A 12,014-nucleotide genomic window follows, 5' to 3' on the forward strand; every position below is an offset into this window, starting at 1 on the left:
GTTAAATAATATGTAAATGTACCTAATTTGCAATTGTTATTTGGTAATCTTTTTTTAAAAGAATAATAGATATTCAGGGGGAGAAAATGGAAAAGAAAGTATTTTTGTTTACTTTATTATTTTTGTTGCTATTCGGAACGTTTGCCTCAGCACATTCTGGGAGAACAGATTCTAGCGGTGGACACAATTGTAGTGAGAAATCAAAAGCCAAAGGTCTTTGCACAGGCTATCACTATCATAACGGAGGTGGAAGTTCAACAAGCAGCGGGGCTACCATCGTTAATACCGAAAAAGATTGTACAGATTTCGCTAGTTATGATGAAGTCGTTGAGTATTGGAATAAAAAAGGATATTCCGCAACGAATGACCCAGAAAATTTGGACGGTTGGGGAAATGGTGTCGTTGACGATGGGATACCATGTGAAGTCCCTAGTGGATACGATAAGACAAAGATAAATAATAGTGCTGAACAAATTCAGCATAAACAAGAGGAACAAGACCTAGCGAGTGGTGAACAAGCAGGATATCCAAATGGGGTGAACGATGGATATCAAGAAGTCACAAGTAATAATGTTGCTTCAACAGGTTCAGAGGCATATAAAGTAGGATATGCTACGGGTTATAACAAGGGGTACGATGAAGGAAAAACGAAGATAACCGGTGAAAAAACCAAGGCTACCAGTGATGGGTATGCTCTAGGACAAATACAAGATGCTATCAAAATTCCAGCGAGTTATATAAACCATGCAGGATTAAAGCAGTCCTTTGAAGGCGGTTTTAATAAAGCGGTTACCGAGCGAGTAGAAGCTAAGAAAAAAGAATACAAGGAATTGGGTTACACTGACGGAACAAAGGATGTTAACAATGTTCCTAAAGACATCGAAGAAGCATTTGTAAATGCATACCTGGAAGGATACAATTCAGCCCAGCAAGAACTAAAGGACGAGTATCTTAAACAAGGATATGAAGCTGCGTTTACCATATTGAAATATACGAAACCTAATTTAGAAAATGAAAAATTCATTGCTTGGTACAAAGAAGGTTTTGAATCCAATACAGAGGTTAAACAAATAAGTGCGGCAGGACTTGCTTTAGGAAAGGCAGGCGACTCCTACAACCTACCTTCAAAATACAAAAGCGGCGAAGTCATCTTTCAACATCACTATGAATTAGGATTGAAGGAATACGAGGAGCAGCAAAGCGACAATCAAAAAGCGGCAGTTGGTGGTGTCGGAGCATTAGCATTCGTTTGGTTAGGCAGAAGATTTTATATTGCGAAAAAAATGATAGGTTAACAGAGGAGGCTTGAAATGGGCATTTACCGGACCGTTAGTTATAAAGTAGAAGATTTAATCATTAAGATGCTGTCAAAAAAACAAGACACTGAAATAATCAAAGAGAAAGTTGCCAATTACCGTACAAAAAGTGAGGAAGCACGCAGTCAAAAGAAAACGAATAAGAAAAACAAGGCTGTTTAACTACTAGAGTGACATCGGGACGGTTCTTACGGTTCTTTCCCATTTTAACGGCCAAATGATGACTGCCGACTACATCTTTCATAACAGCTATCATACCTGAGAATTCTTATTTACTATAAACCCGAAGAGAAAAAAGCCATTAGAACCGTCCCCCCAGCTGCCCACAGCTGGAATACCTTCTCATTTGGAATAATTTTTTTGTATGATGGACATATACTAAAAAAAAAGTGCTAGTAACACTTCTCCATGCAGCTTCTACCGTCAGGGTAGTAGTTGTCAATGTTCATATTTTATCTGAGCCACCCTTTTGCTTGCGACGGCGTAGGGTGGTTTTCCTGTCTTCTAGAACCCCAGGTATATATTTTTCACTAGCCTTGAAGTTATAAACTGGTTTGATAAAGGAAACGATCTCAGATGTTCCCTTGATTTTTTCTAAGATTTCATTCATCGTCTTGTTGGCCATTGGCGCTTCGTCCATTTCAGTTAAATCTTGGTGGGAAGCATGGAAGGTGATGATACGACTCAAATAAGGTTAGCTGTTGGTGATGATTACGACACGATCCTGTTTGTAAAATACATAAACTAAAGGGTTCGTTGCTAGAAGAAATTTTTAAATAAACTTTGACATAACTCAGTTCAAATCTGGCAATTAACTGATGTAAGTTTAGGCAGTATGTTTATTATTCTTTATGAATCATTACTTAAGGTTAAACATGTATAAACACTTATTTTTATACATGTTTATGAAACGATGCTTACTGCACTAAGGTCAGTTTAGTGCAACAAGATAGATGAAAATTCAACTATCTTTTATGTCATATTTGAAAGAAAAGACGACTACCATTTATTTTTTCGCGAGTCCTACAACAATGTATTTCCATTTACTTGGTGTAATTTTATTTATACATAAATTATCGATTTTCCCTAAAATGTCTCGTTGTTTTTCATTCCGACCTAATGCTGCAAGGAAGCCTGTAGAGAAATAGTGTTTATGGCTAAAAGGATTTAAAAATTCTTCAATTTCTGGAATAGAAAGATATCGCCAATTTTCACCCCAACTAATAAAATGCTTTCTTAAAAATGAATGGAAGGGGGAAGCAACTAGATTTTCGGCAAAAAAGAGTTCGCCACCCGGTTTTAAAACACGATATATTTCATTGATTGCTTTAAATTGAGCATCCTTGTTATTGTTGTGCCCAATTCCTCCGAGAACTGATTTAAATACAACAATATCAAATACATCATTTTCGTATGGAATGTTAGTAGCATCTATGCCTTTATATTGAACTAAGTGTTCAATTCCATGTTTTTGATGAATTTGTCTGGCTTTTTCAGAGGGACCATTTACATCACTACAAGTAACTTTACAACCTTGTTTCGCCAACCAAAGTGATAGTCCACCGTTTCTACTACCAATTTCTAGTGCGTTTCTATCGGTTAATTCTAAACTGGTTTCCTCTAACCAGTAATTAAGGGATTTGCTCCAATTTCTAACGTCCCATTCGATGATATCTTTGATAAGTTTATTCATTGATGTGGTCTCTCCTCATGATGGATTTATACATATAAAGATTGTCCGAACATGAGAATAAATAAACAAGTAAAGAAAAAGATTTCTTTGGGAGCAGAAATTAAAAAAGGAACAATATGATTTTGATTAGCCAAATGATAATGGAATCGTCGGTACACAGAAAAGATTGGTGGATGTTATTTGTGAAAAGCTTTCAACTAATGTGAAGGACATTGTATAAAACCGCTATAAAATCTTGGTTGTCGAGTTAATTCTCAATACGAACATTGTGAGCCGAAAATTGAGCCACAATCGACCTAAAAGGTGACCGTAAAGGTTTTAAAATATATACAAAATTTAACATATAAGATACGTTGATTATCAAGCGGAGTGCGATAGTATTGTTGGTTCTTTATTTATTGACCATTTATTGTAGGCTATTTATCGTTATTTGGATGCAGGAGGTTGGACACAGAATTTTGTTTGCGAAGTATCAATGTAAGGATAATCCATTCAAAGTAACAGTACCTTTTTATTTGTTTTTTTCTTTACCAGATCTTATAAAGGAAGAAAAAGTTGGCATCTAAATAAACAGCACCTTTACTATATTGCTATAGCAGGTATTAATATGAGATAGAGCACAGTTAAAGAACTGTGCTCTTAAATTTAAAAACCCTCTGTCTTATTATTGCTCTCAAACCGCCATGAATCCCGGCACATAGCAATTATATCTCGTTTTGCACTCCAACCTAGTTCTCTCTTTGCTTTTGAAGCATCCGCATAGAAGGAAGCAATATCACCAGCTCTGCGAGCAACGATTTCATAAGGTACTTCTATACCGTTAGCTTCTTCAAAAGCTTTTACTAATTCTAATACACTAGTACCTTGACCGGTCCCCAAGTTATAAACATGAACACCTTCCGTTAGTTTTTCTAGTGCTACTACATGACCCTCAGCTAAATCCAACACATGGATATAATCACGAACTCCTGTACCGTCCGCCGTTGGATAATCATTTCCGAAGACTCTTAACTTCTCAAGTTTCCCTTTTGCCACTTGGGTTACATAAGGCATAAGATTATTCGGGATTCCATTCGGTGCTTCACCAATTAACCCACTCTCATGGGCTCCGACTGGATTGAAATATCGAAGGAGTGATACCGAGAAAGAAGGATTGGCTTTGGCTATATCCGTTAAGATTCGCTCACACATTGCTTTTGTTTCACCGTAAGGGTTAGTTGTTGGTAAGAGCCTCATGGTCTCCACAAAAGGTACTTCATTATCCCCATATACTGTGGCAGATGAACTAAAGACAAATTTATTCACACTATATGTAAGACACGCTTTGGCAAGTACCATAGTGCTTACAATGTTGTTATAATAATAATCTAGTGGCTTTTCTACTGACTCACCGACCGCTTTAAGACCTGCAAAATGAATAACCCCATCAATCTTATGATTTCGAAAAAGAACATCTACTGCTTCTGAATTCGTTACATCCACTTCGTAAAAAGTAACTTCTTTATTGGTGATTTGCATAATTGTTTCAACAGTCTCACGCTTACTATTGCAAAGATTATCTGCAATAATGACGGAATGTCCTGCCTCAAGCAAAGCAACGCAGGTATGTGAGCCTATGTATCCTGCACCGCCGGTTACTAATATATTCATGGCTGTTTAGCTCCTTTTTATCAATTGATATACATAAATCGAACCCTCTACTCAGGAGCAGGGGTTCACTGGATAAAATTGTATTATTTTTCTTGAATTATATACCTATAAATTCTGAAAGTAAAGCCCCCAAAATAAATGCTAAGAAGACCTTAGAAGTCTACCAGATTATGAGATTTGTCATGAAAATGGTCAAACACCTAGTTCCAAATAAAAACCGCTGTTAAGTGGTGACAGGCACCAAATTTAGTTCACAACAAACTTAGCAATCCCCATTGTATTTGCATATAGCGCAGCTTGTGTCCGGTCAGTAAGTTCAAGTTTTGCTAAGACCTGACTGACGTGTTTCTTGACTGTATATTCAGTGACAAATAATTCATTGGCAATTTGGCGGTTCGTTAAACCCATACCTAACAACTTCAACACTTCAACTTCTTTAGGTGTTAATTGTTCAACGAAACGGTCATTATTTATAGCCTCGTTGCTTGTTTCCATCATAAGGTCTAAGATAGTGGGATCATAGTACTTCCTTCCCTGACTAACGAGTTTAATGGCATATAAAAGCTCCTCAGGTAATGCGGATTTATTTATGAAGCCATCAATATGTGCTTCCTTTGCTTTTAGGAAATCCTCTTTTGTAGCGGCTGATGTTAATAATACAAATTTACACTTAGAACCATTGGATTTTGCCTTTTCGACTACATCAAGCCCCCATTCATTGCCTAGACGCAGATCCACTAATGCAAGCTCTGGGTTTACGTTTTGTATCAATTTGAGTGATTCATCGACATTCATTGCTTCCCCTGAAAAGGTAAATTGCTCCTCTATTGACAGAACATCTACCAATCCTCTTCTTACCAACGGATGGTCATCAATGATGATTATCCTCATAGTCCTACTACCTCCTGATTTTGTGCCGCAAATGGAATAACGATATCCACTCTCGTTCCTTGATTTAATTTACTAGTAAAGGTGATTTTTCCTCCAAATGAGTAAATGAGATTTTTCATATTTCCAATTCCAATCCCAATGTTCTTTTCTGCCAATCTAGCTGATGGTTCAAACCCATTTCCATCATCAACAACGGATAATATTAGCTCATTATTTGTGATATGCACGGAAACCTTAATATTCTTACACTTCCCATGCCTTAGCGCATTCCCACAAGCTTCACATACGATTCGATAAATAGCATTTTTTAACTTGTATGCAATTATCTCTTCATCACCCTGAAGGTCCGTCACCACTGTAACATCATTTAATTGTGCGACATCACCCAAAAACCCCTCAATTTTAGAAAATAATAAGGTTTCTCCCTGCTTCTTTGTACTTAGTTGATAAATAGAGGAACGTAATTCCTTCATGGCCATACTAGCTGAATTTGAAAGGAACTGGATCTCATCAATCAGTTGATCTTTAGGTAATAGTTCTAGTTTCTTCTTTAAGGAGTGTAATCCAAATACAAGCCCAAACACACGCTGTGAAACACTATCATGGATTTCATTGGCAATCCGATTTTGTTCCTCTACGATTAAAAATTGGTCGGATGCTTCCTTCAGATAGAATCTCTCAAGCATTACCGAGCAAAGGTCAGCAAGGAATTTTAGCAGCCTGCCATCAGAATCAAAAAACTCATCCGATTTTTCAATCCCGATAAAACCGTGGTATTTCGTTGAGTGAACAGTAATTAACTGAAACATTTTTCCATGTAATTCAATCCTGACAGGATTTTTACGCTCTTTCACTTCCGACCAACTTTTGACAAGCAGCGTTTGGAGCTCAGCAGACATCACTTCATTCTTACTAGAAAATAACGGCGCGTATTGGTTTCCAGCTGTTAACCAGCAAAAAGAAGCCGGGGTTTTTGTTAATCTTCCAGTGAAATCCAGTACCGTTTTCACAAGCGTTTTGACATTATCCTGCGCACTGAAAAACTCAACGGTTTGATAAAGAGACATGATATGTTCCATCGCTTCATTTGATTTCTCATTTGTTAATATAAGCTTTTTATTGGTTTGAAGTAATTCCTTTCCTTGCTCCTCCAATGTAACAGCCTGCAAATGGAGTTCATTTGTTAATTTCGCAAAAAGCTGAAAAACAATCGTGATCAACATGAGCACTAAAAATAAATAGGAATTCTGGTTAAGTATATCGATGTAACGAACCGATTGATTCATAAAAAAAGTATTCGATAATAACAATGACGCAGTCATATAGGAAACGAGTAGGGCCCAGCAAAACATTCCTGATAGATAACTAGCCGCTATTAAAGTGGGATTCATCGCATACCAAATAAATGGACTCTCAATTCCCCCCGTTGGTAAAAGCAGTAAGGTGATTCCGACTGTTTCTGCAATGACAATCCACCTTATGACACTTGGATGATCCTCATTTTTTATCAATAAATCTTTTACCAGAAATGCCGCAATTAAAAGTGACCCTATAACACCAGCATTGATTAGCATTGATGTAGAATGTTGTCCAAATAAGTAGAAAAGGGATGTAATGATCATAGAAAAATAACGATATAAAAGGATTAACTTTAATTTTCCAGTCTGCTTATTTAATAAGAAGCCACTGATTTTATCCATAGGAGACGTCACTTCCAATTTGCGTGTTACTACTCGTATCTACCACATTGTTCGCTTCAAAGCTAAAGATGTAATCGAGGTCAATAATAAAATAGACAATTTTCTCTTTACTTTTATCTTCATAACGAAAGATTGGAAGTTCCTTTTCATCCGCCACTTGAGTCAAGGCAGTAAATGATTCTAGTATGAGAATTGATTTGTTTATAAGATCGAACTTCTTTGAAACGGTAACCAAACGGGAAGCATATTTTTTATCAATTTTTTGCGCTTCTGAAGTCCCTGCCAATTTCCGTTCTTTAAGACGCTCTAATAGAAAAAGAAGGAACATGATAAGACAAATGGAAACAATAATCGAAATCACTTTTGCATGAAAAGCAGGCACAGGAAAGCCTAGTAAGTTGTAAGGATTCTCTATTGTATTTTGACTTTTGAACGGGGTTTCAGTTTTATATTCCTTTTCACTCGCCAATTGAATTTTGTTATAACCATAATCAAAAACGAGTTCTTCCCCCCCATTAAGAGGAACCTCTCTCCCTTCATACAAGATTGTTCCGGTTATATTTGGATTCACTTTTAATAAATAGTTATTCGGGCTAACGATTATCTCATCTTCGACTCGTTTGATAAGTTCCTTGATTTCATTAATATTGATAGAAAAAGTATGATCTATTAAGTTATACTCTTTCCCTTCAAATTGGAAGGGTTGCTTTTGGCTTAAAGGAATCTCCTTCTCCCAGAACTCTCCTGCTTCAATCGTGAGGATAGGGTGAAAACTTCCTTCTACTTTGATGTCTTGCTCTGATGTAATCGATGTTTGGATGGTCGTTAGAATCTCTTTCGTAACCTTCTCAAAAATAATAGAATCCGGTTCAATGAGCCCTCCTTGCGGATACAATTCACTAGGTTGTACGTTAACAAGATAGGAGAATGCTGTTTTCTGTTGGAGAGTATTTTCAATTGTTGTTTGACTTTGATTTGATGGCTGCAGGAAAGACGTAACCGCAACATATAAGGAAACAATTAATAAACAACCTATTAAAATAGCAACCTTCGTCGATAAAAACAACCGCTTCAACTTGGACTCATTTGCCCTCTTCATATATTTCACTTCCGTTCTATTATTATTTTATTGAATAGCGATTTCGATATCTACAGGGATTGTCGCTTCTCCCGTTTCCCATTTGAAGTGGAGGGGGAGCTGAACTGTTTGAGATTGTTGAGTATTGTTTGATTGGAAATTTGATTCTACTTTTACTAGGAACGGCATATTTTCACCATTCCTAAATGATGTATCATCGTATGTATAAGTAAATCCATCTATCGTAACCGTTTCTCCTTCTAATTGGATAGAGGATGAGCCCCGATTAGATATGTTTATTAAAAATTCACTCGTTTTCCCTGGAGTAACTATTACACTATTTTTTGCAATTGCCGCTATAAGTGCATTTTCTGGATCTGTTATTTTTATACTAGTATCACTTTTAACCACAGCCTCTGTATAGCTTGTTACCTTTTGTGATAAAAAAACGACTAAAATGATTGTCACTCCAATTAACAGTGCCTTCATTTTCAAAACAATCCCAACCTTATACTCTATTTTGTTCGATATATTGAACACACTTAAATTATAACGAACAGTAACGAACAAAGCAATAGGTTTTTTTCTTAATAAAGAACAACTTATTCTTTTCATTTAGCGAAAAATGGTCACTCAGTAATTCATAAATAATAAGTTAAAAATAAAAAAAGGAAGAATAATGGCTGCCCATTAACTCTTCCTTATCAATTTATTTCTTATTTTGCTTCAGTTTCAACAACAATTGATCCTAATACGTCTTTTGGTGAAACATTAACTCCGCTTGGAATATTAATTTTCACTGCAACATTTCTAATGTTTGTTTGTCCAGAATTTACTTCTGGAGTAACGTTATCAAATACGAGTGCTTGTCCTTTTGTTCCCCAAGTAGGATCATTTCCGGTTCTTGGGTTGTGTGATACACCAAAAGTAATATAATCTGCAAGATCACCTGTTGCACGAACTGTTACTTTTACTGTTTCAGCTGATTTGTTTCTTACAGTAAACACATGGTTCCATTGGTATTCACTGTTAGGTTGAAGTCCGTGGAATTCAGCTGCGCCAGTACCTCCATTAATACCTTTACCGAATTGGAAGAAAAGCTCGCCATCTTTCATAATAGTTGTCTTATCTTTTGCTCCAATTTTATTTTCCCATGACCAAGGTGCATCAGCTTGAAGAGTTACGAGCGCTTTATCCGTGTTAACGATTTTCAATTCTGAAGCATTTGTTACAGTTGCCTTGTTGTAAGACATCGCTGCCATCACACTTGACATAGCAAGTAGTAGCACTACCAATAATAATCCTTTTTTCATTTTCATTTTAAAATCCTCCTTTAATTTTTCCGGCTTGTTAGCCTGGTTGATAATCTAAGTATAGGTGGTTATTAGTTTCTATTCGTCACTCGTAAGTGTGCTTTTTGAAGAACGTTTGTCTACTCTTCTAATCTACTATTTGCTAGTTCCATGGTCTCTTTTTTAACCCCTGTCATGCTACTTTTAGTTAAAAAAAGGTATACTTTTGTACCAGCTGAATTCTACTTTAGATGGCTTATTCTAATAGCTATTTACAATAAAATGAAAGGTGAGGAGGAATTCTATGAAAGCGATATCTAAAATTCTCAATTTACTACTAGCTTCTGTTATTTTATGTACATTAATTGCCGCCGTTGGTTCAGCTATTACCAAGAAACCTGTCCTTCTTACAGTCATTCGTTCAAATAGTATGTACCCAGTTTGGGAACGCGGCGACATGGTGATTATTGATAATCTTAACCAAGATGAGGAGATCCATGAAGGAGATATTGTATTTTTTAAAGCCGAAGAAGGAAGTCTCGCTACAAAAGGTTGGATTGCTCATCGAGTAATAGGTGGAAATGCAGAGGAAGGCTTCATTACCAAGGGCGATGCAAATAAATATTCAGATCAGGAATCAGATAATACAGGCTCAATCGAGCGAAAATGGATTGCCGGAAGAGCAATTGAAATGGGCGAGAATCCAATTGTTTTAAATAAAATAGGTTACTTATCCTTATGGATGGAAAAATATCAAAGTAATCCTTTACTTTTACCTGGCTTTGCATTAATTCTTGGCATTATTATTGCTATTAGTGAATTAATGCCTGGACAAAAACGCAAGAAGAATAATAAAAGTAATGGAATGGAGCTGCATCTCATCTATTTTATCGGAGGATTATCGATTTCTATTATTGTTGGTGGTACAATGATCACTTCTGGTCATACATTAAATCAAGTTTATGAAGTATCTGAACAAAGCCAAGGAGTATTAATGGGCAGTGATGTTGGTATACTCAAGGTGGGCGACTCCGTTACTCGACCATTATCAGAGATAAAGAATGAAAGCATCTTTCCATTAATAGGAGTTATTACTTCTAATGACAAGCAAATTGAATTGAGTCATAAAAAAGTCACTCTTTCAAAAGGACAGCAAATCAATAGTACATACACAGTAAATGCAGAAAATCCGGGCAAGTACAAGGCAACCATTAAGGTGGGATTATTTTATCCACTTTTACCTGCTTCAATTATCTATTTCCTTGCTCAGAAAAGCTATTGGCTTGCGTTAACTTTTGTATCCATTGTCCCAGGTTTGCCTCTAATGATTTATCCATTTATAGATGGAAAAATGAGAAGGAAAACATTCAAAGTAATTAGAAAGAAAAAAAGGAAATTACAAAGTATCTTTCAAGGCTGATGGTATATCCCTTAAACTCTAGGCACTAACTCTAGATTAGACATCAATTGGACATGGTAAGATAAATATTCAAAAAAGATAAGGGTTTGACCAATTATTTAGGTCAAACCTTTTTTATTTCATTAATAATAAAATCGTAATTCCATGGGAATTCCATGGGGACGGTTCTTCTGGTTCATCTCCAATTGAATCACCCAAATTATCGCTGCCATCACACTTTTCGTGATTGCTACCAAAATTATGAATTCTTATTACTAAAAACCCAGAAGATAAAAAAAGCCATCAGAACCGACACCATGAAATCAAACTTCCCTGCTAATCTTACAAATCCCTTTTCATTAAGGACTATCTAAGTTAATTTCATTTTTCATTTTGATGTTTCCCTTTCGTAACTTTAAATTTATTTTAATGTTATACACTATAGAGAATAGGCCATCTACCTTTCACTCGGTTCCTTGTAGAATGAGCATAGATAACATTTGGATTTCTATCCGGATTGCTGCCGTGGTATACTGTTTGATTTTTCTCCCATATCCCCCAGTAATCTAGTAATATCACTTAAAACTTCTCCTGGCCCCTCGACAAAAAAAGATATTATAATTCTTCTCAACTAATCGTTTGATTAAAAGTCCTACAAACCCTCTTGAAAAACGCACTTTATCCTCATTTCAAGAAAATCTCTTGTCGAGGAAATGTTTTACTTTATTCTAGAATATCTCAAAAAAACCCAATAAAAATGGCTTTCTACAATTAACAACGGGTTCTTCCAAAATGGAGTGGTAATCAAACGTTTGTGTAAAAGTGATATAAACTCCATTATTAATAGCTTTCTCTCTTGTTCTTGCGTAATATTTGTCGGTAAATAGGGTGGATTTTATTAATTATCCAGCCAAATCCTATGAGATGATCGGATTCTCTAAAATACTGCATAAAATTACAATAAACTTGTTAATTGCTTTTACACAATCGATTGA

At 36.0% G+C, this 12,014-nt stretch carries 12 protein-coding genes; 3 read left to right on the forward strand and 9 right to left on the reverse strand.

What is annotated here, in order from left to right:
• Positions 1 to 86: 86 nt before the first annotated feature.
• Both QNH48_RS28405 and QNH48_RS28410 read left to right on the forward strand, forming a co-directional pair.
• The gene (locus QNH48_RS28405) at positions 87 to 1,295 is read left to right on the forward strand and encodes a YHYH domain-containing protein (RefSeq protein WP_283952984.1); all 1,209 of its coding nucleotides are present in this window, start codon (positions 87 to 89) and stop codon (positions 1,293 to 1,295) included.
• A 15-nt stretch (positions 1,296 to 1,310) separates the two neighbouring features.
• Entirely contained in the window at positions 1,311 to 1,478 is a 168-nt protein-coding gene (locus tag QNH48_RS28410) for a hypothetical protein (RefSeq protein ID WP_283952985.1), read from the forward strand.
• Between the two features lie 283 nt (positions 1,479 to 1,761).
• Here the strand turns inward: QNH48_RS28410 and QNH48_RS28415 are convergent, their stop codons facing one another.
• From QNH48_RS28415 to QNH48_RS28450, 8 genes are all read right to left on the reverse strand, one after another.
• Positions 1,762 to 2,004 carry a hypothetical protein gene (locus tag QNH48_RS28415; RefSeq protein ID WP_283952986.1) on the reverse strand — a complete coding sequence of 81 codons (243 nt, stop codon included), beginning with the start codon at positions 2,002 to 2,004 and terminating at the stop codon, positions 1,762 to 1,764.
• 318 nt (positions 2,005 to 2,322) lie between these two features.
• Positions 2,323 to 3,009, reverse strand: a complete 687-nt coding sequence (locus tag QNH48_RS28420) for a class I SAM-dependent methyltransferase (protein ID WP_283952987.1) — start codon at positions 3,007 to 3,009, stop codon at positions 2,323 to 2,325.
• A gap of 645 nt (positions 3,010 to 3,654) precedes the next feature.
• Positions 3,655 to 4,659, reverse strand: coding sequence for a UDP-glucose 4-epimerase GalE (galE, locus tag QNH48_RS28425; protein ID WP_283952988.1), 1,005 nt, complete (start codon positions 4,657 to 4,659; stop codon positions 3,655 to 3,657).
• A 246-nt stretch (positions 4,660 to 4,905) separates the two neighbouring features.
• A complete protein-coding gene (locus tag QNH48_RS28430; protein ID WP_283952989.1) occupies positions 4,906 to 5,550 on the reverse strand; it encodes a response regulator in 645 nt (214 codons plus the stop codon).
• Positions 5,547 to 7,250, reverse strand: coding sequence for a sensor histidine kinase (locus QNH48_RS28435; protein ID WP_283952990.1), 1,704 nt, complete (start codon positions 7,248 to 7,250; stop codon positions 5,547 to 5,549). Before QNH48_RS28435 ends, QNH48_RS28430 begins: the two co-directional genes overlap by 4 nt.
• Positions 7,243 to 8,349: a DUF5305 family protein gene (locus QNH48_RS28440; protein ID WP_283952991.1), complete on the reverse strand. Its 1,107-nt coding sequence runs from the start codon at positions 8,347 to 8,349 to the stop codon at positions 7,243 to 7,245. Before QNH48_RS28440 ends, QNH48_RS28435 begins: the two co-directional genes overlap by 8 nt.
• A gap of 27 nt (positions 8,350 to 8,376) precedes the next feature.
• Entirely contained in the window at positions 8,377 to 8,823 is a 447-nt protein-coding gene (locus QNH48_RS28445) for a hypothetical protein (protein ID WP_283952992.1), read from the reverse strand.
• 221 nt (positions 8,824 to 9,044) lie between these two features.
• A complete protein-coding gene (locus tag QNH48_RS28450) occupies positions 9,045 to 9,647 on the reverse strand; it encodes a hypothetical protein (RefSeq protein WP_283952993.1) in 603 nt (200 codons plus the stop codon).
• A 277-nt stretch (positions 9,648 to 9,924) separates the two neighbouring features.
• On the opposite strand from QNH48_RS28450, the gene QNH48_RS28455 reads away from it, so the two are divergent.
• A complete protein-coding gene (locus QNH48_RS28455) occupies positions 9,925 to 11,040 on the forward strand; it encodes a signal peptidase I (protein ID WP_283952994.1) in 1,116 nt (371 codons plus the stop codon).
• A 411-nt stretch (positions 11,041 to 11,451) separates the two neighbouring features.
• Here the strand turns inward: QNH48_RS28455 and QNH48_RS28460 are convergent, their stop codons facing one another.
• Positions 11,452 to 11,598 carry a hypothetical protein gene (locus QNH48_RS28460; RefSeq protein WP_283952995.1) on the reverse strand — a complete coding sequence of 49 codons (147 nt, stop codon included), beginning with the start codon at positions 11,596 to 11,598 and terminating at the stop codon, positions 11,452 to 11,454.
• Between the last annotated feature and the right edge of the window lie 416 nt (positions 11,599 to 12,014).

The sequence above is a fragment of the Neobacillus sp. YX16 genome (assembly GCF_030123505.1).
Taxonomy (GTDB): Bacteria; Bacillota; Bacilli; order Bacillales; family Cytobacillaceae; genus Neobacillus.

Bases quoted from the DNA above. Each gene is read 5' to 3' on its own strand.
- QNH48_RS28405 (WP_283952984.1), top strand. From the start codon at position 87: ATGGAAAAGAAAGTATTTTTGTTTACTTTATTATTTTTGTTGCTATTC.
- QNH48_RS28410 (WP_283952985.1), top strand. From the start codon at position 1,311: ATGGGCATTTACCGGACCGTTAGTTATAAAGTAGAAGATTTAATCATT.
- QNH48_RS28420 (WP_283952987.1), bottom strand. From the start codon at position 3,009: ATGAATAAACTTATCAAAGATATCATCGAATGGGACGTTAGAAATTGG.
- galE (WP_283952988.1), bottom strand. From the start codon at position 4,659: ATGAATATATTAGTAACCGGCGGTGCAGGATACATAGGCTCACATACC.
- QNH48_RS28430 (WP_283952989.1), bottom strand. From the start codon at position 5,550: ATGAGGATAATCATCATTGATGACCATCCGTTGGTAAGAAGAGGATTG.
- QNH48_RS28435 (WP_283952990.1), bottom strand. From the start codon at position 7,250: ATGGATAAAATCAGTGGCTTCTTATTAAATAAGCAGACTGGAAAATTA.
- QNH48_RS28440 (WP_283952991.1), bottom strand. From the start codon at position 8,349: ATGAAGAGGGCAAATGAGTCCAAGTTGAAGCGGTTGTTTTTATCGACG.
- QNH48_RS28450 (WP_283952993.1), bottom strand. From the start codon at position 9,647: ATGAAAATGAAAAAAGGATTATTATTGGTAGTGCTACTACTTGCTATG.
- QNH48_RS28455 (WP_283952994.1), top strand. From the start codon at position 9,925: ATGAAAGCGATATCTAAAATTCTCAATTTACTACTAGCTTCTGTTATT.